Consider the following 23575-nt stretch of genomic DNA (forward strand, 5'->3'; position numbering starts at 1 on the left):
GCCGAACACCCTTGACACTCCTATTGGTCTGGGCCAAGCTCCCCCGTACTGGTCTACACCATTGGTCCAGGTCCCGGCCCCACGGGCGGTACTCGTCATCAAGTCGCCGCGGGGACAAGGGGGGTTGGTGGCATCCCTGAGGAGGGTGGGCGTGAAGCGCAAGCTGATAGCCGCGATCGGAATCGCGGGCATGATGGTCTCCATCGCGGCGTGCGGGAGCGGGGACAAGAAGTCCGGGGGGTCGGACGCCAAGGAACTCACCGTCTGGCTGACGGTCGACGCGCAGAACAACTGGCCCGAGCTGGTGAAGGCCGCGGACGACGCCGTGACCAAGAAGCACCCCGGTCTGAAGATCAAGCACGAGTACTACGGCTGGCCGGACAAGAACCCCAAGCTCGACGCCGTCCTCGCCACCGACAAGGTGCCGGACGTGGTGGAGATGGGCAACACCGAGATGCTCGGCTACATGGTCAAGGGCGCCTTCGCCCAGGTGGACCCGGCCAAGTTCGAGAACTCCGGCCAGTGGCTGGACGGCCTCAAGACCTCCGTCACCTACGACGGCAAGACCTACGGCGTCCCGTACTACGCGGGCGGCCGGGTCGCCAACTGGCGCAAGGACATCGCCGCTTCGGTCGGCGTCAAGACGCCTCCGAAGACGTACCAGGAGCTGACCGCCGACCTGGACAAGATCCAGAAGAAGGAGGGCGACAAGTTCAACGCCTGGTACCAGCCGACGCGCGACTGGTACGCGGCCATGTCCTTCGTCTACGACGCGGGCGGCTCCATCGCCAAGGAGGAGGGCGGCCAGTGGAAGGCCGACCTCTCCTCGCCCGAGTCCGTCAAGGGCCTCACCGAGTTCAAGAACGTCCTCGACAAGTACATGCACGGCGACAAGACCAAGGACGAGTCCGACCGTTACATCGTCTACGGCCAGGGCAAGTCCGCCATGATCTTCGCCGCCGCCTGGGAGGGCGCGACCGCGGCCGACCCGAAGAACGACAAGACCGGCAAGCTGAAGGACAACCTCGAGAACTTCGTGATGCCCGGGCCGTCCGGCAAGAACATCCCGGTGTTCCTGGGCGGTTCCGACCTCGCGATCCCGGTGAAGTCCAAGGCGCAGGACCTGGCCGGCGAGTGGATCAACGCGTTCACCGGCTCGCAGGGCCAGAAGGGCCTGATGGCCAAGGGCAACCTGCCCAACAACAAGACGGACCTCGCCACGCTGAAGAACGACCCGGCGACGGCGGTCCCCGCCACCGCGGCCGAGTCCAACTGGTTCGTCCCCATGGCACCGGGCTGGGGCCAGGTCGAGAAGGCGCAGACCCTGCAGACCATGCTGCAGGACATCGGCACCGGCAAGAAGTCGGTCGAGGCCGCCGCGAAGGATGCGGACGCCGCGATCGACAAGGTCATCAACACCAAGTGACGTGCACGCGGGGCCCCGTAGCCCAGGGGGGAGTCCGGGGCCGGGGCCCCGCGTCCCGTTCGACCTGAGGGACCGCTGAGGAGCGCGCGATGAGTGCCGCAGACACGACCACCCCCGCCAAGGTGCCGCCGCCGCGGCCGGCGCCGCCACCCGCCGTCCCGGAGGGACCGCGCAGAAGGCGCACGTCGAGCGGGGCGACGGCCCCCTGGCTGCTGCTCGCGCCGTGTCTGCTGGTCCTCGTCCTGGTGATGGGCTATCCGCTGGTGCGCCTGGTCACCCTGTCCTTCGAGAAGTTCGGCCAGTCCCAGCTGTGGGGCTTCCAGCCGGCCGAGTCGGTCGGGTTCGCCAACTTCACCGATGTGCTGGGCGACGGCGAGTTCTGGGCCGTCGTCCTGCGCACAATCGTCTTCGCGGTCGGCTGTGTCGTCTTCACGATGGTCGTCGGCATGCTGATCGCCCTGCTGCTGCAGCAGGTCTCCGGCTGGGTGAAGACACTGATCAACATTGCGCTGGTGGCCGGCTGGGGCATGCCCGTCGTCGTGGCCACCACGGTCTTCAAATGGCTCTTCGACTCGGACTACGGCGTCTTCAACGCGTTGCTGAGCAAGCTGCCCGGGGTCGAGATGATCGGCCACAACTGGTTCGCGTCGGGGCCGCAGGGCCTGGCCGTGATCATGCTCCTGGTGGTGTGGGGAGCGGTGCCCTTCGTGGTCATCACGCTCAGCGCGGGCCTCACCCAGGTCCCCAAGGAGCTTCAGGAGGCGGCCCGGCTGGACGGCGCGGGCTCCTGGGGGGTCTTCCGCCATGTCACCCTGCCCGTCCTCAAGCCGATCATCGTGATGCTCACGACGCTCTCGGTGATCTGGGACATGGGTGTCTTCCCGCAGGTCTTCGTGATGCGCGGCGGGCATCCGGAGGCCGAGTTCCAGCTCCTCACCACCTACTCCTACGACCGCGCGTTCGTCGTCAACGACTACGCGCAGGGCTCGGCCATCGCCCTGCTCACCGTGGTGCTGCTGCTCGGTGTGGTGGCCGTGTACATGCGCCAGATGCTGAAGATCGGAGAGGTCGAATGAGCACCCTCGCAGCTCCCGGCCGCCGGAGGCCGAGGCTCGGCTGGAACCTCCTCGGCCTGCTCGTCTTCGTCACCGTCGGCTTCCCGGTCTACTGGATGGTCGACACGGCGTTCAAGCCGGCGAAGGACGCCATCGACCCCGATCCGAGCCTGGTGCCGACGGGCCTCACCCTGGACAACTTCCGCCGGGCGCTGGACATCGCGGACTTCTGGGGCCCGGTCGGCCGCAGCCTGGTCGTGTCCCTGTCGGTGGTGGCGATCGGCATCGTCGTCGGGATGCTGGCCGCGCTCGCCATCTCCCGCTTCGCCTTCCGCGGCCGGAAGATCGTGATCGTGGGCATCCTGGCGGTCCAGATGATCCCGCTGGTCGCCATGATCATCCCGGTCTTCCTGCTGCTCAACGACCTTGACCAGTACGACAGGCTGACCGGCCTGATCATCACGTACCTGACCTTCATCCTGCCGTTCACCGTGTGGACGCTGCGCGGGTTCATCGTCAACATCCCGGGCGAGCTGGAGGAGGCCGCGATGGTGGACGGCTGCTCCCGCACGGGCGCCTTCCTGCGCGTGGTCTTCCCGCTGCTCGCCCCCGGCCTGGTCGCCACCTCGGTCTACGGCTTCATCCAGGCCTGGAACGAGTATCTGTACGCCCTGATGCTGATGAGCCAGCAGCACCAGACCGCGACCGTCTGGCTCGGCAACTTCACCACCAAGCACGGCACCGAATACGCCCCGATGATGGCCGGTGCCACGATGATGGCGGTGCCGATCGTCGTGCTCTTCCTCCTCGTCCAGCGCAAGATGGCCGCGGGCCTGACCGCGGGCGCCGTGAAGGGATAACGCCACCCGATGACGACATTCGCCAGCGGTACCGACACCCTCACCCGCGATGCGCTGACCGTCCTCCAGCCCGGCTTCACCGGCACCACCGCCCCCGACTGGCTGCTGCGCCGGCTCGGCGAGGGGCTGGCGTCCGTGGGGCTGTTCGGCCGGAACATCGCCTCCCCGCAGCAGCTCGCCGCCCTGACGGCCCAGTTGCGCGCCGAACGCGACGACGTGCTCGTGGCGATCGACGAGGAAGGGGGTGACGTCACCCGCCTCGAGGTCCGGTCGGGATCCTCCTTCCCGGGCAACCACGCGCTGGGCGCCGTGGACGACGTGGAGCTGACCCGCGCGGTGGCCGCCGAGCTGGGCCGCCGGCTCGCGGAGTGCGGGGTCAAACTCAACTGGGCGCCCTCCGCCGACGTGAACTCCAACCCCGCGAACCCTGTGATCGGCGTGCGGTCCTTCGGCGCCGACACGGAACTGGTCGCCCGCCACACCGCCGCCTATGTCACCGGACTGCAGTCCGCGGGCGTCGCCGCCTGCACCAAGCACTTTCCCGGGCACGGCGACACGGCGGTCGACTCCCACCACGCGCTGCCGCGCATCGACGTCTCGGCGCAGGTGCTCCAGGAGCGCGAACTCGCCCCGTTCCGGGCGGCGATCGCGGCCGGCACACGCGCGATGATGAGCGCGCACATCCTGGTCCCGGCCCTGGACCCGGACCGCCCGGCCACGCTGTCCCGGCGGGTCCTGACCGGCCTGCTGCGCGGCGAACTCGGCTACGACGGCCTGATCGTCACCGACGGCATGGAGATGCGGGCGATCGCCGCGACGTACGGCATCGAGCGCGGCAGCGTCCTCGCCGTCGCGGCGGGCGCGGACGCCATCTGTGTGGGCGGCGGCCTCGCGGACGACGAGACGGTACGACGTCTGCGGGACGCGCTGGTCACGGCCGTGCGCTCGGGCGAGCTGGCCGAGGAGCGGCTGGCCGAGGCCGCCGAGCGGGTCCGGGCGCTGGCGCGGTGGACGGCGTCGGCGGCGGGCACCACCGCGCGGCCGGCCGCCGGCACCGAGGTCGGTCTGCTCGCGGCCCGGCGCGCCCTGACCGTCACCGGGGCGGACGGCTTCACCCCGCTCACCGAGCCGCCGTACGCAGCCGCCCTCACCCCCGTCGCGAACATCGCGGTGGGCGACGACACCCCCTGGGGCGTGGCCGCGGAACTGGTCCGCATGCTCCCGGGCACCGAGACGGGCAGCTTCGCGGGGGAGACGGCGGGACGGGACGTGCTGGAGGCCGCCGGGACGCGGCGGATCGTGGCGGTGGTACGCGACGAGCACCGGCACCCGTGGATGGCGGGGGCCCTGGACGTGATCCTCGCGCAGCGTCCGGACACGGTCCTGGTCGAGATGGGCGTTCCGCAGGCCGCCCCCCGCGGCGCCCTGCACATCGCCACGCACGGGGCGGCACGGGTCTGCGGACGGGCCGCGGCGGAGGTCATCGCCGGGAGATGACGGCGGGCCGGGGCGAGCGTGGTCCTCGCCCCGGCCGGGAGGGGAAGGCCGCCGGGGCCCGGCGCCCTTCCCCTACGGTCAGATGCCCTGCCAGTCGGGCTTGTTGGCGTAGGTGTGCCGGAAGTAGTCGGCGAGCTTCAGCTTGGACGCGGCGGCCTCGTCCACGACGACGGTCGCGTGCGGGTGGAGCTGGAGCGCGGAGGCCGGGCAGACGGCGGCGACCGGTCCCTCGACGGTCGCGGCGACCGCGTCCGCCTTGCCCTCGCCGGTCGCGAGCAGCACCAGGTGCCGTGCCTCGAGGATGGTGCCGATGCCCTGGGTGATCACGTGGTGGGGCACCTGGTCGATGTCGCCGTCGAAGAAACGCGCGTTGTCGATCCGCGTCTGCTCGGTCAGCGTCTTGATCCGTGTGCGCGAGGCGAGCGAGGAGCACGGCTCGTTGAACCCGATGTGCCCGTCGGTGCCGATGCCGAGCAGTTGCAGGTCCACCCCGCCGGCCTCGGCCAGCGCCCTGTCGTACGCCGTGCACGCCGCCCGTACGTCCTCGGCCGCGCCGTCCGGCCCCATGAACACGCGCATGTCGATCCCGAGCGGCTGGAGCACCTCACGGGCGAGCACCGAACGGTACGACTCGGGGTGGTCGGCCGGCAGGCCCACGTACTCGTCGAGCTGGGCGATCCGCGCCCGTGAGACATCGACGGCGTTGGAGCGCACCCTGGTCGCCAGCGCCTCGTAGACGGGCAGCGGCGTCGATCCGGTGGCCACGCCGAGCAGGGCGTCGGGCTTGCGCCCGAGCAGCTGTGCCATGGCCTCGGCGATGAGCTCGCCGCCCGCCTTGGCGTCCGGGACGATGACAACTTCCACGGTGGGCCTGCCGTTCTGAGGAGGGGCTCGCGTGGGGACCCGGGGGCACACACGCGAGAGAACACATGTGGTATAGACCAATCTAGCAGAATCGGCACCTCGCGGTAGAGGGTGCCGGAGCCGGGGTCGGGGGAGTGGGGACGGGGTCTCGGCCCCGTGTCGAGACGCGTCGGTGGCCCTACGGCGGCAATCCGCCCCCGGGGCGGACCGAAGGCCGCTACCCTGCGGGGAGACATCCGTGGATGTCCGATAAAGAGACAACAACAAACATCCTCCGACGCATGGACACACGCCCTCGGACCCAGCACCATGGTCCCTGCACGTGGTCTAGTCCACAAGCGTAGGTAAAGCACGTAAAGTGTTCTCGTCGCGCACGGACGAGGACAGTCCGCACAAACCTCCGTCTTCCCCGCACAGGAAGACGGACCGAGGAACCGGCGCTCTCTGCCCTGACTGCTCCGGGTCCTCGACCTTCGGCCGACCGGGACCGCACACCCCGTGGCCGTTGCTGCTCCGGGCTGCGGTGCCGGGAGGGTTGAGGGTCCCTCCCAGGCGCCGCGGCCCGCGGGTGTCTCCGGGCCCCTTCCGTCCTGCGGTGGTGCTGCGCTCCCTGGCTGATTTCGAACGTTGTCCCAGCTCCCGTACCCTCGCAGACGTGCCCTCCATGAACGAACTGGTCCGCCAGCACACCGCCCTCAGTGACTCCGACCTGGAGTGGCTCCACCTGCTGGTGTCGGAGTGGCAGCTGCTGTCCGACCTCTCCTTCGCCGACCTGGTCCTGTGGGTGCCCACGCGTGACGGCACCCGGTATGTCTCGGTGGCGCAGATGCGCCCCAACACCGGCCCCACCTCCTACCAGGACGACATGGTCGGCCACCTCGTCCCGCGCGGCCGCCGCCCCATGCTGGACGCCGCCCTGGACGAGGGCCGGATCGTGCGCGAGGGCGACCCCGAGTGGCGCGAGGAGGTCCCGGTCCGGGTCGAGTCCATCCCCGTACGACGTGAGGGGCGCGTCCTCGGGGTCATCGCGCGCAACACCAACCTCCTCACCGTGCGTACCCCGAGCCGCCTGGAGCTCACCTACCTCCAGAGCGCCTCGGACCTGGCTCAGATGATCGCGGCCGGCTCCTTCCCGTTCCCCGACCAGCAGGTCGACATGGACGCCTCGCCGCGCGTCGGCGACGGGCTGATCCGTCTCGACGCGGACGGCGGCGTCCAGTACGCGTCTCCCAACGCCCTGTCGGCCTACCACCGCCTGGGTCTGGCCTCCGACCTGGTCGGCCAGCACCTCGGTCAGATCACCGCCGACCTCGCTCCCACCCGGGGTCCCGTCGACGAGGCGCTCGCCAAGGTCGCCAGCGGCTGGGCGCCGCGCGAGTTCGAGATCGAGGCCCATGACGGGGTGATCCAGTTCCGCGCCATCCCGCTCAAGCCCAAGGGCACCCGGATCGGGTCCCTCGTGCTGCTCCGGGACGTCACCGAACTGCGGCGCCGCGAGCGCGAGTTGATGACCAAGGACGCGACCATCCGGGAGATCCACCACCGGGTGAAGAACAACCTGCAGACGGTCGCCGCCCTGCTCCGCCTCCAGGCCCGCCGTATCGAGTCCGAGCGGGGACGGGAGGCGCTGGAGGAGGCGGTACGCCGGGTCGGCTCCATCGCCATCGTGCATGAGACGCTGTCTCAGAACCTGGACGAACGGGTGGAGTTCGACGAGATCGCCGACCGGGTGCTGGCCATGGTCGCCGAGATCTCGCCCGGCACGGTCACCGGCCGGCGCAGCGGCCGCTTCGGCATCCTGGACGCAGAGGTCGCGACCCCGCTCTCCATGGTGCTGACCGAGATCCTGCAGAACGCCCTGGAACACGGCTTCCGTCAGGGTGACACCGGCACCGTCGAGGTCTCGGCGGTCCGTGGCGGTACGACGAAGGAGGCCCGGCTTCTCGTCACCGTTCAGGACGACGGGGTCGGCCTGCCCGAGGGCTTCGACCCGCACACGGCGGGCAACCTCGGTCTGCAGATCGTGCGGACGCTGGTGGAGGGCGAGTTGGGCGGCGCGTTCGACATGGTGCCGGCCCCGGGGCGGGGGACCCGGGTGATCCTGGACATCCCGGTCCGCGCCCAGGCCTGACGCGCGTGGCGCGGCCGCCCGGCGCACACAGCAATGAGCCCCGGACCACAAGTGGTCCGGGGCTAAAGCTCAGTTGCCAGCTATTGCTGCGCACCGGGGGTACTGCGCGCTGCGGCTCGGGGGCGGGAGATGCGCACTCGCTGTACGCGCCGCCAAGCTCAGGCGGGGTGTGTGTCAGGCGGAGGCCTGACGGGCCCGGTTGCGGGCGGCGCGGCGCTTCATGGCACGGCGCTCGTCCTCGCTGAGGCCACCCCAGACGCCGGAGTCCTGACCGGACTCGAGCGCCCACTGCAGGCACTGCTCGATAACCGGGCAGCGACGGCAGACGGCCTTGGCTTCCTCGATCTGCAGCAGCGCGGGACCGGTGTTGCCGATGGGGAAGAAGAGCTCGGGGTCTTCCTCGCGGCAAACGGCGTTGTGACGCCAGTCCATGGCTGCTACCTCTCTTGGTGTTACGTGCAGATTGCTTGTGAATGTGAACGCTTTCACGAATCCCTCAACAAGTGAAGGGCCGATCGTCAGACTCACTGACGTGGTCCTTGGTTTGAGGAGGGGTTCGGGCTCTCCGTGGGGGCCGATGGTGCGTGCCGTCCCGAGCGCCACGTAGAGACTCGCAAACCTCAGCGGCGGATACAACCCCTTCCGGAAAGTTTTTTTTGATTCCTTGGTGTCGACTAGGTCACAGCCGTACTTCCAAGGGGTGGATCCTGGCCTAAACGTTCGAGTGAAAGGACTTTGGGGCGTTCTGCTCACACAATCACACGCAGTGCACGGCGTACGCCTGTGAACGTCACGCTGGTGCGCAGTCCCAGGTGGTCCCCGTCCATCTGGAGCGGCAGCGGCACCTTCGATTGCAAGGTGAAGGCGCTCAGGTCGTGCAGGGAGACAACGCGCTTGCCGCGGGGGCCCCGCTCGGGGGACGAAGTGAGCAACTGGGTTGCATACCGGGCAATCGAGGTCGTCGACATACGGCTGAGAGCGAGTACGTCGAGTCCGGTATCGAACGAGGCCTTAGGCGAGGCGTACACCGGACGATTGCCGAGAAACGTCCAGGGCACCGTGTTGCAGATTATGGACAGGACGAGACCCTCGATCGGCTCCTCGCCGGGCCGCTCCAGAGTGATCGTTCCGTGCCTGCGATGAGGTTCGTCCAGAAACTGGCGCAGTACTTGGCGCAGATACAACGCATGGGTGGAGCGCCGGCCCCGCTCCCGCTGCTGTTCGACCCGGCCCACCACGCCCGCGTCGAAGCCCAGGCCGGCGTTGAAGGTGAACCAGCGGGAGGGCACCGCCTCGTCCTCGGTGCCCGGGGTGCCCTCGGCCAGACCGAGGCCGACCGTGCGCTCCCGGCCGCCCTCGCGCAGGGCGTCGAGGATCGCGCCGGTGGCCTCCACGGCGTCGTTGGGCAGGCCGAGGGCGCGGGCGAAGACATTGGTCGAACCGCCGGGCACGACGGCGAGTCGGGGGAGCCGGCCCGGATCGGGGCCGTGGTGCAGCAGGCCGTTGACGACCTCGTTGACCGTGCCGTCGCCGCCGAGCGCCACGACCAGTTCGATGTCGTCGCTCTCCGCGGCCTGGCGGCCGAGGTCCCGGGCGTGCCCCCGGTACTCGGTGGTGACCGCCTCGAGCTTCATCTCGCTCGCCAGCGCGTGGATCAGAACGTCACGGGTACGCGCGCTTGTGGTGGTTGCCGCCGGATTGACCACGAGAAGTGCACGCATGAGTTGCAGGTTACCTACTCGGCGGTACTCGTCCCAGGCCGAGTTAGGGATCGGGTAAGAGGAGTGGGAGTGGCCTTGGGCACAGTGGCCGGGAAAGCGGCCCGGGACACGGTGGCCGTCACCGGCCCGCGCCGCGCCGCCCGCCCCGCCGGCCGGGCCGAGTGCGAGGGCTACTCTTCTGGGGTGAGCGCTGAGCAGAACCCGACCTCCCCGGCCCCCGACGCCGGGCCCCGCCCCGTGCGGCTGACCGTCGCGGCGGCACTCGCCGGCCTGGAGGGTCTCGCCCTCCTCGTGGGCGGTGCATGGATGCTCGTCCTGGGCCTCACGGGCTCGCCGGACGACCGCCGGCAGGCCGTCACCGGCGGCATCACCCTGATCGTGCTCGCGCTGCTGCCTCTGCTGGCCGCGCGCGGTCTGCTGCTGCGGCGCAGCTGGAGCCGGGGGCCCGCGGTCATCACCCAGATCATGGCGCTGCCCGTGGCGTACAACCTGCTCCAGGCCGACAGCGTCGCCATCCCGGGCGGCATCGTGCTCGCCGTCGTCGCGGTGGCGGCCCTGGTGCTGCTCGTGAACCCGGCGACCACCCGGGCGCTCGGCATCCGGGGGCCCGGGAACGTACAGGACCAGAAGTAGGCCGACAGCAGGCGGCACACGTGCGGAAGGGCGACCGGGATCCGGTCGCCCTTCGTCACTCCTCGACCAGCAGCTTCTCCCGCAGCTGGGCCAGGGTCCGGGCCAGCAGTCGCGAGACGTGCATCTGGGAGATGCCGACCTCCTGCGCGATCTGCGACTGCGTCATGTTGCCGAAGAAGCGAAGAAGGAGGATCCGCTTCTCCCGTGGCGGAAGGTCCTCGAGCAGCGGCTTCAGCGACTCGCGGTACTCCACGCCCTCCAGTGCCTCGTCCTCCGCGCCGAGCGTGTCCGCGACCGCCGGGGACTCGTCGTCCGTGTCGGGGACGTCCAGGGAGAGGGTCGAGTACGCGTTGGCGGACTCCAGGCCCTCCAGGACCTCCTCCTCCGAGATGGCCAGCTTCTCGGCCAGCTCGTGGACCGTCGGGGAGCGGCCGTGCAGCTGGGACAGCTCGGCCGTGGCCGTCGTCAGGGCCAGCCGCAGCTCCTGCAGGCGCCGTGGCACCCGTACCGCCCAGCCCTTGTCGCGGAAGTGGCGCTTGATCTCGCCGACGACCGTCGGGGTCGCGTAGGTCGAGAACTCGACGCCGCGCTCCGGGTCGAAGCGGTCCACCGACTTGATCAGGCCGATGGTCGCGACCTGGGTCAGGTCGTCCAGCGGCTCGCCGCGGTTGCGGAAGCGGCGCGCGAGGTGCTCGACGAGCGGCAGATGCATGCGGACCAGCTGGTTGCGCAGCTCCGCGTACTCCGGGCTGCCCTCCTTCAGCTTGCGCAGCTCGACGAACATGGACCGCGCCCCGCTGCGGTCCTGTGGGTCGTGCTGCGCGCCGCCCGGCACGCTCTGCTCGGCGTTTCGCTCGTGCTCGCTCATCGTCCCGCCCGTCACCGTTCCCCGCGCTCTCGGCTCCGCCCCCGCTCTCGACCGCGCTCGAGCGGGAGGACCCCCATGAGCCGGGGAGGCCCCAGTTCCTCCAGAGGGCGTGCTCCGCGGGAGACCGTCCGGATCCCGTCGTGTGCCGCCCCGCACGGAGAACGTCTCCTCGGCCCCGGCCGCTCCCGCCTGTACGGGTGCCGCGACCGCCGAAGCGTCGTCCTCCGGATGCGGACGGGCCTGCTCCGGGATGCCGTCCACACCGGCCGCCGTCCGCCGCGGCCCGGTCGGGCCGCCGACGGTCCCGGCGGACGGTTCTCGTGTGCCGCGCTCTTCGTCCCGCACCGGCCCGTCCCCGTTCGTCACGCCGGCCCGGGTCCCGCGCCGCGCTGTTTGTAGAGGCTGATGGACACGGTCTTGTCGTCGGCGACCGCGGAGGAGACCTTGCCGGCCAGGGCCGACAGCACGGTCCAGGCGAAGGTGTCTCGTGACGGAGCGTGACCGTCCGTGGTCGGCGCCGCGACCGTGACCTCGAGCGAGTCGTCGATGAGCCGGAAGACGCAGCTGAGCACCGAGCCGGGCACGGCCTGCTGAAGCAGGATCGCGCAGGCCTCGTCGACCGCGATGCGCAGGTCCTCGATCTCGTCGAGGGTGAAGTCCAAACGGGCCGCGAGGCCGGCGGTGGCCGTACGCAGCACCGACAGGTAGGCACCCGCTGCCGGCAGCCGGACTTCCACGAAGTCCTGGGTCGCGGGCTCGCCTGCGATCTGGGACACCCTCACCTCCAAGGTGGTACAAGCTCTTTCGGGGGCCGAGGGTCGCCCCCCGGGGTAACGCCCTACGTGGTTCAGCGGTGACGCTATCGCGCTACCGGCTTTTCTGTCCCCGCGGTCCCCGCGACCCCGGCCCCTTGCTGTCACTCATAGTAAACCTATGTGTACGCACAGTGGCTAGGGGTCTGCGGGCCCAATTGGGAAGAGCGCGCGCCGGTTTGACGTACCCAGGCGTCAGACCGTCGAACCGTCCGGATCCAGGGTCACACGAGTACATGGTCGACGAAGCACCAACGCCAGTCCTCACCCGGCTCGAAGGTGCGCATCACCGGGTGGCCGGTCTCCGTGTGATGCGCCGTCGCATGCCGCAGGGGCGAGGAGTCACAGCAGCCCACGTGCCCGCACTCCAGACACAGCCGCAGTTGCACCGGGTCGGTACCGGCCGCGAGACACTCCAGGCAGGTGTCGCTCCGGGGCTTTGGTTCGGGGTGCGGCAGCGCGCCGGCGTGCGTGCACTGTTTCATGATTGCCAGGTTACGACGGCTCTGCGGAAAGCAGCGCGAATATAGAGGGGCGGGCGCAAGACATGAACGTATTGCCGCTGCTGTTGCTGGTCGCGGGCAGTGCCGCCGTGGCGGGGATCGCCCGCCGCACCCCTGTGCCCGCCCCTCTGCTGCTGGTCGCGGTGGGACTCGTCATCTCCTATGTGCCCGGGGTGCCGGAGTACACGCTCGACCCGGACATCGTCCTGCCGCTGGTGCTGCCGCCGCTGCTGTACACGGCCGCCGCGGACAGCTCGTACCTGGACCTGCGGGCGCAGCTGCGGCCGGTGGCGCTGCTGTCCGTCGGCTATGTGCTCTTCGCGACACTCGCGGTGGGCTGGGCCGCCTATCTGATCGTGCCGGATCTGCCGCTGACGGCGGCGCTGGTCCTGGGCGCGGTGGTCGCGCCCCCGGACGCCGTCGCGGCCACCGCCGTCGCCCGGCGGGTGGGGCTGCCGTCGCAGATCACCACCATCCTCCAGGGCGAGTCCCTGGTGAACGACGCGACCGCGATCACCGCCTACAAGGTGGCACTCGCGGCGGCGGTCGGGGAGGGCGCCACCTGGGCGTCCGGGGTGCGCGAGTTCGCCCTCGCGGCACTCGGCGGTGTCGCGGTCGGCCTGCTGCTGATGATGCCGATCCACTGGCTGCGCACGCATCTGAAGGAGGCGCTGCTCCAGAACACGCTGTCGCTGCTGATCCCGTTCGTGGCCTACGGGGCCGCGGAGTGGGCGCACGCCTCCGGGGTGCTGGCCGTGGTCGTCGTCGCCCTCTACCTCGGCTACCACAACTGGCAGGTCGACTTCGCGACCCGGCTCCAGGAGGAGGCGGTGTGGAAGATGGTCGCGTTCGTCCTGGAGTCCGCGGTGTTCGCGCTCATCGGGCTGCAGCTGCCGGTCGTGCTGCGGGGCCTCGGCCGCTACGAGGGTGTGCATGCCGCCTGGTACGCGGTGGCCGTGCTCGTCGTGGTCGTCCTCTCGCGGTACCTGTGGGTGTATCCGGCGACCTTTCTGCCGCGTGTGCTGTCCTCGCGGATCCGGGAGCGCGAGGAGAACCCCACCTGGAAGGCGCCGTTCATCATCGGCTGGGCCGGGATGCGAGGCGTGGTCTCCCTCGCGATCGCCTTCTCGATCCCCCGGACCGTGCACGGCGGCGGTCCCTTCCCCGGCCGCAACCTGATCCTTTTCCTGACCTTCACCACGGTGATCGGCACCCTGGTGGTGCAGGGACTGACCCTGCCCCCGCTGATCCGTCTGCTCAGACTGCCGGGGCGCGACCCCCGCGCGGAGACCCTCGCCGAGGCGAACGCCCAGGCGCAGGCGTCGCGGGCCGCCGAGCATCACCTCGACGCACTCCTGGAGGACGAGGGCAACGCGCTGCCGCCGCCGCTGGCCGACCGTCTCCGCGCGGTCCTGGAGCGCCGGCGCAACGCCGTGTGGGAGCGCCTCGGCTCGGTGAACCCGGTGACCGGCGAGACGGCCGACGACACCTACAGTCGGCTGTCCCGGGAGATGATCGGCGCCGAGCGGGCGGTCTTCGTGCGGCTCCGCAACCATCGTTACATCGACGACGAGATGCTCCGCACCCTGCTCAGACGCCTGGACCTGGAGGAGGCGGCGGCCTATCGCGAATCCGCCTGACCCACGACCGGGCGGCGCGCCCCCGGATCCGACGACAGGGGAGCCGGGGGGCCTACGCAGGGGGGAAGGGGGTTCCGGTGATCACCGCGGCCAGCGTCGTTCCCCGCGGGAACGCGCCCTCCTCGGTCAGGGCGACCAGCGCGTACAGCAGCTTGGCGACGTAGAGACGTTCCACCGGCAGGCCGTGCCGCGACTCGAAGTCCCGGGCGAAGGCTTCGAGTTCGTCGCTCGTGCGGGCGTAGCCGCCGAAGTGGAAGCGGGTGTCCACGGACCAGGTGCCCCGGCGGCCGCCGAAGGCAAGGGTCTGCAGGGCGGCCGTCTCGCCGGCCAGGAAGTCGCCCTTGAGCACCGCGACCCCGAGGGCCCGCTGCTCGGGGGCCAGCCCCGCGGCCAGTCCCGCCAGCGTGCCTCCCGTGCCGCAGGCCACGGCGGCGACGTCCGCCCGCCCGCGCAGTTCCTCGCCGAGCGCATGGCAGCCGCGCACGGCGAGGGAGTTGCTGCCGCCCTCGGGCACCACATACGCGTCCTCGGCGTCCGCCGCGCGCAGCACGCCGGCCAGGACCGGTGGCTCCGCGACCCGCCGGTAGGTCGACCTGTCGACGAAGTGCAGCCGCATCCCGTCGGCCGCGCACCGGGCGAGAGACGGGTTGAGCGGACGGTCGGCGAGCTCCTGGCCGCGGACCACGCCGACGGTGTCCAGCCCGAGCAGCCGGCCCGCCGCGGCCGTGGCCCGCAGGTGGTTGGAGTACGCGCCGCCGAAGGTGAGCAGGGTGCGGCCGGCCGCGGCACGCAGGTTCGGGGCGAGCTTGCGCCACTTGTTGCCGATCAGCTCCGGGTGGATCAGATCGTCCCGCTTGAGCAGCAGCCGGACCCCGTGGCGGGCGAAGCGCTCGTCCGCGACCTCCCGCAACGGCGACGGCAGGCGCGGACGCAGACGCGGCACCGCCGCGTCGGGCGTCCGGCCTCCGCTGGGCACGTCGGGGCTGGTCACCCGGCCATTGTCGGACACTCGACGGCGTGGGCGGCGGCCGGTGTCCCGGACGGGCGGCCCGGGGCGCTGCAGCCGGTCGTGGCCCCGCTCCCTGAGCCGGTCCGTCGGGAGGTGCGTCGGGCCGGTCCGTCGGGAGGTGCGTCGGGCCGGTCCGTCGGAAGGCACGTCGGGCCGGTCCGTCGGGAGGTGCGTCGGAGCCACCCTGTCCGCTGCTCGGCGAAGCGCCTCAGTGTGCCCGGGCGGCCGTTGATCCATTCCCGCTCGTTTGGGTAATGGCAGCGCCACTCTCCGTGCTGAGAGGCTTCTTCCCGCAGATCGATGCGTGATCGGGAGGGGCAATACCAATGTCGGTAGGCGAAGAGGTCCGCGCGGAGCAGAACAAGCCGCAGCAGAGTCTGGGCACTGCGGCCGCTCGGAACCTGGCCACCACCACCAAGTCCGCACCCCAGATGCAGGAGATCAGCTCACGCTGGCTGCTGCGTATGCTGCCGTGGGTGGGTGTGCAGGGCGGCACATACCGGGTGAACCGCCGTCTGACCTACACCGTGGGCGACGGCCGGGTGACGTTCGTGAAGACCGGTGACCAGGTCACGGTGATCCCGGCGGAGCTGGGTGAACTGCCGGCCCTGCGCGCCTACGAGGACCTGGAGGTGCTCGGCGAACTCGCCCAGCGGTGCCAGCAGCGCAGGTTCGCGCCCGGGGACGTGCTCGCCGAGTTCGGCAGCCAGGCCGACGAGGTGTTCCTGCTCGCGCACGGCAAGGTGGAGAAGATCGGCACCGGTCCCTACGGGGCCGACGCGGTGCTCGGCGTCCTTGCCGACGGCGCCTACTTCGGCGACCAGGCGCTGCTGGACCCGGACGCCATCTGGGAGTACACGGCCCGTGCGGTCACCGCCTGCACGGTGCTCGCACTGCCCCGGCGGGAGGTCGAACTGGTCGCGGACCGCGCCCAGTCCCTGCGCGACCACCTTCAGGAGCAGCGCTCGGCTCCCGAGGAGGAGACCAACAAGTACGGCGAGAAGGCCATCGACCTCGCCGCGGGCCACAGCGGTGAGCCGGACATCCCGCACACGTTCGTCGACTACGAGGCCGCGCCCCGCGAGTACGAACTGAGCATCGCGCAGACCGTCCTGCGCATTCACACGCGCGTGGCCGACCTCTACAACCAGCCGATGAACCAGACCGAGCACCAGCTGCGGCTCACGGTCGAGGCGCTCAAGGAGCGCCAGGAGCACGAGCTGATCAACAACCGGGACTTCGGGCTCCTCCACAACTGCGAGTACGACCAGCGGCTGCAGCCCCACGACGGGGTGCCGAGCCCCGACGACATGGACGAACTGCTCAGCAGGCGGCGGGGCACCAAGCTGTTCCTCGCCCACCCGCGGGCGATCGCCGCCTTCGGCCGGGAACTCAACAAGCGCGGACTCAACCCGGAGACCATCGACATCGGGGGCAACCGCGTCCCGACCTGGCGCGGTGTCCCGATGTTCCCCTGCAACAAGATCCCGGTCACCGAGGCCCGTACGACCTCGATCATCGCCATGCGTACCGGCGAGGAGGAGCAGGGGGTCGTCGGACTGAGGCAGTCCGGCATCCCGGACGAGATCGAGCCGTCCCTCTCGGTGCGCTTCATGGGCATCAACGAGCAGGCGATCATCAGCTATCTGGTGACGGCCTACTACTCGGCGGCCGTCCTGGTGCCCGACGCGCTGGGCGTCCTGGAGAACGTCGAGATCGGCCGCTGGAGGTGACGCCTTGGACGCTCGCCGGCTCCGGGCGCGCCCCCGGGGCCCGGGCGCCGCGCGCCTGCGGCGGACCGTGTTCCCGCGCGCCGGGCCGGGTACACCCTCGGGGTGCGCGCCCGGTGGCGGAGGCCTCTCCGTCCGCAGACTCTTCGAGGCGGTCCCATGGGTGAGTTCATGACGGAGCCGAAACAGGGCCCGACGCGCAAGCGGCGGAGCGCGACGGTCCCGGCGGGGCGGCACGTTCCGCCCCCGGGCCCTGAGCAACCGTTCGACGGGCACGAGGCCGTGGCGATCCTGGATCGCACCCGCGCCTCGGTCGACCCGGAGCTGCGCCGGGCCGTGGACTCGCTGCCCGGCTCGATGCGGCGGATCGCGCTCTACCACTTCGGCTGGCAGCACGCGGACGGCACACCGGCCGCCGGCAACGCGGGCAAGGCGATACGGCCCGCGCTCGTCCTGACCGCGGCACAGGCGCTCGGCGGACGGCGGTCGACCGCCGTCCGCGCCGCCGCGGCCGTCGAACTCGTCCACAACTTCACGCTGTTGCACGACGACGTGATGGACCGGGACACCACTCGCAGACACCGTCCCACCGCCTGGACCGTGTTCGGCGACGCCGACGCGATCCTCGCGGGGGACGCCCTGCAGGCGCTGGCGCTGGGGCTGCTCGCCGAGGATCCGCACCCGGCGTCGGGGGCCGCCGCCGCCCGGCTCGCGGCCTGTGTCGTCGAACTGTGCGCCGGGCAGCAGGCGGACACGGCCATGGAGCGGCGCGGCCCCCACGAGGTCACCCTCGAGGAGGTGCTCACCATGGCCGAGGCCAAGACGGGCGCGCTGCTGGGCTGTGCCTGCGCACTCGGGGCGCTGTACGCGGGGGCCGACGACGCGGATGTCGAGGCGCTGGACGCGTTCGGCCGCGAGGCCGGGCTCGCCTTCCAGCTCATCGACGACGTGATCGGCATCTGGGGGGATCCGAGTCGCACCGGCAAGCCGGCCGGGGCGGACCTCATGGCCCGCAAGAAGTCCCTGCCCGTGGTGGCCGCGCTCGCCTCCGGCGGTCCCGCGGCCACCGAGCTGGCCGAGCTGTACGAGGGGCCCTACGAGGAGGGGGAGTTGGAGCGCACGGTGCTGGCCGTCGAGCGGGCGGGCGGCCGTGACTGGGCGCAGGTGCAGGCGGCCGACCGGATGGGCCGGGCGATGCAGGAGCTGTCCCGGGCGGTGCCGGACCCGGAGACGGCGGGCCCCCTGCTGGCCCTGGCCGAGTTCGTGACCCGGCGCAGTACCTGAACACCGCGAGACCCCGGAGTCCCGGCCCGTGCGGCTCCTGACCCCGTACGGCTCCCGGTGGCTCCGCCCGGGGCGGGCCCCGCGCATTCCCACGGTGCGCGGGGCCTTCGCGCGCGGACCGCGCTCCCGGGGCCGGTCCGGGTCAGCGGAGGCGTCGGGCGCCGGGGCCGCCCTACGCTGAGGTCATGGGCCGTGAGGAGCAGGTCTGTCCGTGGTGCGGACAGCCCGTCGCCACCGTCGTACGGCGCCACAAGACGCTTGGCGTCTTCGTCCCGGTGTGGCGCCCCGGTCCCTGCCGGAATCCGCGGTGCCCGGCCTCCGTGACCCGGGAAGCGGGGACGCTGTCGGAGCCGGGCCCTAGGGTGGGCGGCATGTCCGAACCCCTGCTGCACCTCACCGAGCGCTCCCTGTGGGAGGCGGCCCGCACGACCGGCTCGTACGAGATGTCGACGCGCGGCGTCACCCTCCAGGAGGAGGGCTTCATCCACTGTTCGCTGCGGCACCAGGTGCCCCGCGTGGCGCGCTGGGTGTACGGCGAGTACGAGGGGCCCGACGAGCTGGTCCTGCTCGTCATCGATCCGGAGCGCCTGACGGCTCCGGTGCGCTACGAGGCCCTCAAGCCCGGCGGCGAGGAGTTCCCGCACATCTACGGGCCGATCCCGGTGTCCGCCGTGGTGGACGTGGAGGTCTGGGACCGCGGGCCGGCGGCGGGGGAGTGACCACGACGGGGGGAGCACGCCGGGTGTGGTGGTGGGCGGGCGCGGTGTGGGCGGCGCTCGTGCTGATGGGAGGGGCCCTCACGCTGTGGCTGCAGGACCGGGACGAGCCGGATCCCCCTGCCCGCTGGGAGCGCGCACCTGCGCCTCGACTGTCCCGCGAGGCGCAGGGCACGGCGTGTCCGACCCAGGGGGCTTTCGAGCGGCCGGTGATCGTGGTCTGCCTGGAGTCGACCGCGACCGCCCGCTGAGTTCCGGGCGGGCCGGTCAGGAGCGCGGGCGTTGCGTGAAGCGCAGCAGATTGCCCGCAGGGTCGCGGAAGGCGCAGTCCCGTACGCCGTAGGGCTGGTCCATGGGCTCCTGGAGGACCTCCGCACCGGACGCCTCGACGCGGGAGAAGAGGGCGTCGCAGTCCTCGGTGGAGAAGATGACCCCGCGCAGGACGCCCTTGGCGAGCAGCTCGGCCATGGCCTGGCGGTCCGCGGGGGAGAAGTCCGGGTTCGCCGCCGGCGGCTCCAGGACGATCTCCACGTCCGGCTGGAGCGGCGAGCCGACCGTCACCCAGCGCATCCCCTCGAAACCGACGTCGTTGCGCACCTCCAGGCCCAGGACGTCGCGGTAGAAGGCGAGCGCCTTGTCATGGTCGTCGACGGCGATGAAGCACTGGGAAAGTTTGACATCCATGCCACAAAGCTAGGGCCTGTCGTCAAACTCCCGCCTGCCCTGCGACGCCATGCACGCTCGGCTTCGCTCGCGCGGGCGGTGCACCCACCGCCGCGCCGGGCGAAACCCCACGTAGATCCAGTACGAGGGCTTCCGCCCGGCACTCCCCCAAGCTCTTCGAGCAGGGATACCACGCACCTGACGCCGCAGCGCCGCCCTTCGGGCGACAACGCCCGTGATCAATACATAGGGGGTGTCGGACAATTCCCGCGCGCGACTCCCCCAGCCTGGCGGCTGGGAGGTGCCCCCAGGCACGCACCTCGCCGCGTTGTCGGATCACCCGAGTACGTCCGGTACGCGGATGATCCTCCGCCGTGCGATGAACCGCACCAGACGCCGCGCGCTGATCCGGCGCGAATTGTCAGACACCCCTAGGCCGGTCAGCGGATTCCCGTCCGCTCTTTCGCCCTCGCGGGAGCTCTCGCTAGAGCTGTGTGCGCGGATCGGTCCGGGTGTCCTCGGGGCGGCCCCGGCGCGGTCGCGTCAGGCTCTTCGCCACGCACGGCGGTATCGCCGCCCCCTGCTCGTGCGACCGGGCCCGGTACGCGCTCGGGGTCTCGCCCACCAGTTCCGTGAAACGGGAGCTGAACGATCCGAGGGAGGTGCACCCCACGGCGAGGCAGACCTCCGTCACGGTCAGATCGCCGCGCCGCAGCAGCGCCTTGGCCCGCTCGATGCGGCGGGTCATCAGATAGCCGTACGGAGTCTCCCCGTACGCCGCGCGGAAACTGCGCTGGAAGTGCCCCGGTGACATCAGCGCGGTGCGCGCCAGCGCGGGCACGTCCAGCGGCTCCGCGTACTCGCGGTCCATCCGGTCCCGGGCCCGTCGCAACCGGATCAGGTCGTCCACGTCCACGTCGTTCAGCATCGCACGGACCACCGACAGCGGACCCGCCCCGACCGGCAACCGGCGGCCGGTCCCGAGCGCGAACGGCCCGGGCAAGATCCGTCCGCCACGCTCTAACCTACTCGGGTGACCACGGAGCTGACCTTCCTCACGCGGGTGGCCCACCGTGGCCGGGAGGTCAGCGGGCCCCGGTTGCGCGGACTGCTCGCCCTGCTCGCCGACGAACCGCGCGCCGGGTGCAGCGCGGCCCGGCTCGTGGACGGGCTGTGGCCCGACGAGCAGCCCGAGCACCCCGCCAAGGCGCTCCAGGTGCTCGTCTCCCGGGCCCGTACCCGGATCGGCGCCGACGCCATCGTGGTGACCCCGAGCGGCTACCGGCTCACCCTCGACGCCGAGGCCGTCGACACCTCCGCCGTTCTGCTCGCGGCCACCCGTGCCGCCCGCGCCGCCCGCGACGCCGACCACGGCGCCGCCCTCGCACACGCCGAGGCCGGGCTCGCCCACTGGGACGGCCCGCCGGGCGACGACGTCCCGGACGACCCGGTCGCCGCACTCCGGGCGGCGCGCGTGGCGACGTACACCGCCCTCGTACGCGCCCGCGCACTCGCCCTGTCCCGGCTCGGCCGGTCCGCCGAGGCCCTCGAACCGCTCAGCGCGCTGGCCGCGGACCATCCCCGGGACGAGGAGGTCCTCGCCGAACTTCTGCGCTGCGAGGCGGCGGTCAGCGGCCCGGCCGCCGCCCTGACCCGCTACGACACCTACCGCCGCGCCCTGCGCGACGACCTCGGCAGCGACCCGGGACCCGCCCTGCGCGCCGTCCACCAGGAACTGCTGCGCGACGAGGCACCCACCGTCCGCCGGGGCATCCCGTACGAACCGAACCCGCTGCTCGGCCGCGCCGACGACCTCACGGCCGTGGCCGGGCTGCTGCGCACCTCGCGGGTCGTGTCGATCGTCGGCGTGGGCGGCCTCGGCAAGACCCGCCTCGCGCACATGGCCGGCCGTGAGGCCGAGCAGAAGGCCGTCCACTTCGTCCCGCTCGCCGGGGTGACCGGGGACGACGACGTGACCGCCGAGGTCGCTGCCGCTCTCGGCGTCGGCGAGGCCCTCCACCCGGACCTGCTCACCGGCATCGCGGGCGCGCTCGGCCCCGGACCCGCCCTGCTCGTCCTCGACAACTGCGAGCAGGTGGTGCGCGGGGTGGCCGACCTCGTCCGCGCCCTGATCTCCCGCACCCGTGATCTGCGGGTGCTCACCACCAGCCGCGCACCGCTCGGCCTCAGCTCCGAATCGGTCTATCCGCTGCCGGAGCTGAGCCTGCGGACCACGGTCGAGCTGTTCGGGCAGCGGGCCCGCGCCGCCCGGCCCGGTGTCGAACTGCCCCCGGGCCCCGTCGAGGAGCTGTGCCGCCGCCTCGACGGTCTGCCCCTCGCCGCCGAACTGGCCGCGGCCCGCGTCCGCGTCATGTCCGTCACCGAGATCACCCGCCGCCTCAGCGACCGCTTCGCCCTGCTGCGCGGCGGTGCCCGTGACGCGCCGGAGAGACACCGCACCCTGCTCGCCGTCGTCGACTGGAGCTGGCACCTCCTCGACGAGACCGGGAAGCGGGCCCTGCGTGCCCTGTCCGTCTTCCCCGACGGCTTCACCGCTGACGCGGCGGAGGCCGTCGTGGGCGACAGCGAGGTGCTGGAGGACCTCGTCGGCCAGTCGCTGCTGAAGGTCGCGGACACCCCCTGCGGGGCGCGCTTCCGCATGCTGGAGACCGTGCGCGAGTTCAGCACCGCCCGCCGCGAGGAGGCCGGCGAGACGGACCGGGTCACCGGACGTTTCCTGGCGTGGGCACGGGAGTTCGGACTCGTCCACCACGCCACCGCACTGGAGGCCGACTCCTTCGTCGACCTGGAGCCCGTCCGCGCCGAACAGGACAATCTGCTGCACGCCCTGCGTCTCGCCCTCTCCCGCGACGACGCGCCGACGGCCGTGGCGTGCACCGCCGTTCTTGCCGGACTGTGGAACATCGAGCCTCGCTACACCCGGATGGCCGCGCTGATCCAGGAGAGCGGCCATCTCGTCGGCCACTTCCGTCCCGAGCCCCCGCTCGTGGAGGCCACCCGGACCGCCGCCGCCCTGTTCGCCTGCGACAACCTCCTGCTTCAGGGCATGGGCGTCAGCGCCCTGCGGTTCGTGGTCGCGCTGCGCCGGCTGCCGCCCGCCGTGCCGGACACCCTGCCCCGCGCCCTGGCGTCCGTCCTCGCCGGCGTGCCCGCGGTGTTCGCCGCGGACGCCCCGCCCCCACCGCGCACCGAGCCGCTGGCAGCCGCCGTCGCCGCGGCCGTCACCGGCTACGCACGGGAGACCCAGGGCGACATCGAGGGTGCCCTCGCCGCCGCCGACCGCATGCTCGACGTCCTGACGGGGGTGAACCGTCCCGCCGCGCTGCTGCTCGCCCACTCCCGGATCAGCGAACTCAGTCTGAAGACCGAGCAGGGTGAGCGGGCCCGGCACCATCTGCGGGTCGCGCTCCACCTCCAGGAGCGGCTGCTCGGGCCCGGACCCGAGGAGATCGGGATCCGCTGGGGGCTCGTCATGGCGGCCCTGCTGCTCGGAGATGTGGACGAGGCCCAGTACTGGCTGGAGTTGTCGTCGGCCCACGACACGGACGACGACTCATACGGCCTGCTCACCTTTCAGCGCGGGGTGCGTGCCGAGATCCTGCTCGCCCGGGGCGAGACCGAGGCCGGGCTGCGGATGTGGCGCCGGGCCGCCGACCCGTCCCCGCTGCCCGAGGGGCCGCTCTTCCACACCGACCCGCCCGGCCTTGAGGCCTGGACGCTGGAGACCCAGGGCGTCGCGGTGATCGCCCACGCCCGGCACGGACGCCTCGACAAGGTGGCGGATCTCGTCCGCGAACTCCCGTCCAGGCTACGGGTGCTGCTGTCCGGACCCGTCGTCGACCGGCCCGCGTACGCGGCGCATCTCTCCCTCTGCGGTGTCCTGCTGCTCGCGCTCGCCCAGGTGGAGCCGGCCGAGGGCGCGCCGGCTGACGCGGCCCGGCTGATCGCCCTCGCCGAACGCTGCCGCCCGCTGCGCAACTTCCAGCCGACGATGTCCTCCACGCACGACCGGGCGGCGGCGGAGCGCGCCGACCGGGCGGCGTACGAGGACGCGGTGTCCCGGTACGCCGCCCTGGGCCGGGAGGAACTGCGGCTGGTGGCACTGGAGTTGCTCGACGCCTGCGAGGTGCGCCGGTGACGGC

At 71.6% G+C, this 23575-nt stretch carries 21 protein-coding genes; 12 read left to right on the forward strand and 9 right to left on the reverse strand.

Annotated elements, in window-relative coordinates; translation table 11 throughout:
* Nucleotides 1–151: 151 nt before the first annotated feature.
* The 4 genes from ACFY2Z_RS20615 (at nucleotide 152) to ACFY2Z_RS20630 (ending at nucleotide 4838) form a co-directional block, all read left to right on the forward strand.
* Nucleotides 152–1426, forward strand: coding sequence for an extracellular solute-binding protein (locus tag ACFY2Z_RS20615; RefSeq protein WP_390745548.1), 1275 nt, complete (start codon nucleotides 152–154; stop codon nucleotides 1424–1426).
* Between the two features lie 89 nt (nucleotides 1427–1515).
* Nucleotides 1516–2502 (forward strand): carbohydrate ABC transporter permease, encoded by a 987-nt coding sequence (locus tag ACFY2Z_RS20620; protein WP_390745549.1) that lies wholly within the window; start codon nucleotides 1516–1518, stop codon nucleotides 2500–2502.
* Nucleotides 2499–3341, forward strand: coding sequence for a carbohydrate ABC transporter permease (locus ACFY2Z_RS20625; RefSeq protein WP_390745550.1), 843 nt, complete (start codon nucleotides 2499–2501; stop codon nucleotides 3339–3341). Before ACFY2Z_RS20620 ends, ACFY2Z_RS20625 begins: the two co-directional genes overlap by 4 nt.
* Nucleotides 3342–3350: 9 nt before the next feature.
* The gene (locus tag ACFY2Z_RS20630) at nucleotides 3351–4838 is read left to right on the forward strand and encodes a glycoside hydrolase family 3 protein (RefSeq protein WP_390745551.1); all 1488 of its coding nucleotides are present in this window, start codon (nucleotides 3351–3353) and stop codon (nucleotides 4836–4838) included.
* A 78-nt stretch (nucleotides 4839–4916) separates the two neighbouring features.
* Here ACFY2Z_RS20630 and nagB read toward each other — a convergent pair whose 3' ends face one another.
* A complete protein-coding gene (nagB, locus tag ACFY2Z_RS20635; protein ID WP_390745552.1) occupies nucleotides 4917–5702 on the reverse strand; it encodes a glucosamine-6-phosphate deaminase in 786 nt (261 codons plus the stop codon).
* A gap of 664 nt (nucleotides 5703–6366) precedes the next feature.
* On the opposite strand from nagB, the gene ACFY2Z_RS20640 reads away from it, so the two are divergent.
* Entirely contained in the window at nucleotides 6367–7833 is a 1467-nt protein-coding gene (locus tag ACFY2Z_RS20640) for a PAS domain-containing sensor histidine kinase (protein WP_390745618.1), read from the forward strand.
* A gap of 174 nt (nucleotides 7834–8007) precedes the next feature.
* Here ACFY2Z_RS20640 and ACFY2Z_RS20645 read toward each other — a convergent pair whose 3' ends face one another.
* Both ACFY2Z_RS20645 and ACFY2Z_RS20650 read right to left on the reverse strand, forming a co-directional pair.
* Complete coding sequence (locus ACFY2Z_RS20645; RefSeq protein WP_003992873.1) at nucleotides 8008–8265, reverse strand: WhiB family transcriptional regulator; 258 nt, start codon at nucleotides 8263–8265, stop codon at nucleotides 8008–8010.
* 317 nt (nucleotides 8266–8582) lie between these two features.
* Complete coding sequence (locus ACFY2Z_RS20650; RefSeq protein WP_390745553.1) at nucleotides 8583–9554, reverse strand: diacylglycerol/lipid kinase family protein; 972 nt, start codon at nucleotides 9552–9554, stop codon at nucleotides 8583–8585.
* 183 nt (nucleotides 9555–9737) lie between these two features.
* On the opposite strand from ACFY2Z_RS20650, the gene ACFY2Z_RS20655 reads away from it, so the two are divergent.
* Nucleotides 9738–10187 carry a hypothetical protein gene (locus ACFY2Z_RS20655; protein ID WP_390745619.1) on the forward strand — a complete coding sequence of 150 codons (450 nt, stop codon included), beginning with the start codon at nucleotides 9738–9740 and terminating at the stop codon, nucleotides 10185–10187.
* 55 nt (nucleotides 10188–10242) lie between these two features.
* Here the strand turns inward: ACFY2Z_RS20655 and ACFY2Z_RS20660 are convergent, their stop codons facing one another.
* From ACFY2Z_RS20660 to ACFY2Z_RS20670, 3 genes are all read right to left on the reverse strand, one after another.
* Nucleotides 10243–11421: an RNA polymerase sigma factor SigF gene (locus tag ACFY2Z_RS20660; protein WP_390745554.1), complete on the reverse strand. Its 1179-nt coding sequence runs from the start codon at nucleotides 11419–11421 to the stop codon at nucleotides 10243–10245.
* Nucleotides 11418–11831, reverse strand: a complete 414-nt coding sequence (locus tag ACFY2Z_RS20665) for an anti-sigma regulatory factor (protein ID WP_055492491.1) — start codon at nucleotides 11829–11831, stop codon at nucleotides 11418–11420. Before ACFY2Z_RS20665 ends, ACFY2Z_RS20660 begins: the two co-directional genes overlap by 4 nt.
* Nucleotides 11832–12091: 260 nt before the next feature.
* Nucleotides 12092–12352 carry a UBP-type zinc finger domain-containing protein gene (locus tag ACFY2Z_RS20670; RefSeq protein ID WP_390745555.1) on the reverse strand — a complete coding sequence of 87 codons (261 nt, stop codon included), beginning with the start codon at nucleotides 12350–12352 and terminating at the stop codon, nucleotides 12092–12094.
* A 62-nt stretch (nucleotides 12353–12414) separates the two neighbouring features.
* Between ACFY2Z_RS20670 and ACFY2Z_RS20675 the strand changes: the two genes are divergently transcribed.
* Nucleotides 12415–14010 (forward strand): Na+/H+ antiporter, encoded by a 1596-nt coding sequence (locus ACFY2Z_RS20675; RefSeq protein ID WP_390745556.1) that lies wholly within the window; start codon nucleotides 12415–12417, stop codon nucleotides 14008–14010.
* 52 nt (nucleotides 14011–14062) lie between these two features.
* Here ACFY2Z_RS20675 and ACFY2Z_RS20680 read toward each other — a convergent pair whose 3' ends face one another.
* Nucleotides 14063–15001, reverse strand: a complete 939-nt coding sequence (locus tag ACFY2Z_RS20680) for a 1-aminocyclopropane-1-carboxylate deaminase/D-cysteine desulfhydrase (protein WP_390745557.1) — start codon at nucleotides 14999–15001, stop codon at nucleotides 14063–14065.
* 344 nt (nucleotides 15002–15345) lie between these two features.
* Between ACFY2Z_RS20680 and ACFY2Z_RS20685 the strand changes: the two genes are divergently transcribed.
* The 4 genes from ACFY2Z_RS20685 (at nucleotide 15346) to ACFY2Z_RS20700 (ending at nucleotide 19000) form a co-directional block, all read left to right on the forward strand.
* Nucleotides 15346–16752, forward strand: coding sequence for a family 2B encapsulin nanocompartment shell protein (locus tag ACFY2Z_RS20685; protein ID WP_390745558.1), 1407 nt, complete (start codon nucleotides 15346–15348; stop codon nucleotides 16750–16752).
* A 168-nt stretch (nucleotides 16753–16920) separates the two neighbouring features.
* Nucleotides 16921–18033, forward strand: coding sequence for a family 2 encapsulin nanocompartment cargo protein polyprenyl transferase (locus ACFY2Z_RS20690; RefSeq protein ID WP_390745559.1), 1113 nt, complete (start codon nucleotides 16921–16923; stop codon nucleotides 18031–18033).
* Nucleotides 18034–18404: 371 nt separating this feature from the next.
* Nucleotides 18405–18752, forward strand: a complete 348-nt coding sequence (locus ACFY2Z_RS20695) for a DUF952 domain-containing protein (protein ID WP_390745560.1) — start codon at nucleotides 18405–18407, stop codon at nucleotides 18750–18752.
* The gene (locus ACFY2Z_RS20700; protein WP_390745561.1) at nucleotides 18749–19000 is read left to right on the forward strand and encodes a hypothetical protein; all 252 of its coding nucleotides are present in this window, start codon (nucleotides 18749–18751) and stop codon (nucleotides 18998–19000) included. The genes ACFY2Z_RS20695 and ACFY2Z_RS20700 overlap by 4 nt, the downstream gene beginning before the upstream one ends.
* A gap of 16 nt (nucleotides 19001–19016) precedes the next feature.
* On the opposite strand, the gene ACFY2Z_RS20705 is transcribed toward ACFY2Z_RS20700, so the two are convergent.
* Both ACFY2Z_RS20705 and ACFY2Z_RS20710 read right to left on the reverse strand, forming a co-directional pair.
* Complete coding sequence (locus ACFY2Z_RS20705; RefSeq protein WP_390745562.1) at nucleotides 19017–19433, reverse strand: VOC family protein; 417 nt, start codon at nucleotides 19431–19433, stop codon at nucleotides 19017–19019.
* A gap of 463 nt (nucleotides 19434–19896) precedes the next feature.
* On the reverse strand, nucleotides 19897–20340 hold the full coding sequence (locus tag ACFY2Z_RS20710) for a helix-turn-helix transcriptional regulator (RefSeq protein ID WP_390745620.1): 444 nt from the start codon (nucleotides 20338–20340) through the stop codon (nucleotides 19897–19899).
* A 105-nt stretch (nucleotides 20341–20445) separates the two neighbouring features.
* Between ACFY2Z_RS20710 and ACFY2Z_RS20715 the strand changes: the two genes are divergently transcribed.
* Nucleotides 20446–23571, forward strand: a complete 3126-nt coding sequence (locus ACFY2Z_RS20715; RefSeq protein WP_390745563.1) for an ATP-binding protein — start codon at nucleotides 20446–20448, stop codon at nucleotides 23569–23571.
* Nucleotides 23572–23575 lie beyond the last annotated feature (4 nt).

Origin of the sequence: Streptomyces sp. NPDC001222 (assembly GCF_042896945.1) — a bacterium.
GTDB lineage: Bacteria > Actinomycetota > Actinomycetes > Streptomycetales > Streptomycetaceae > Streptomyces > Streptomyces gibsoniae.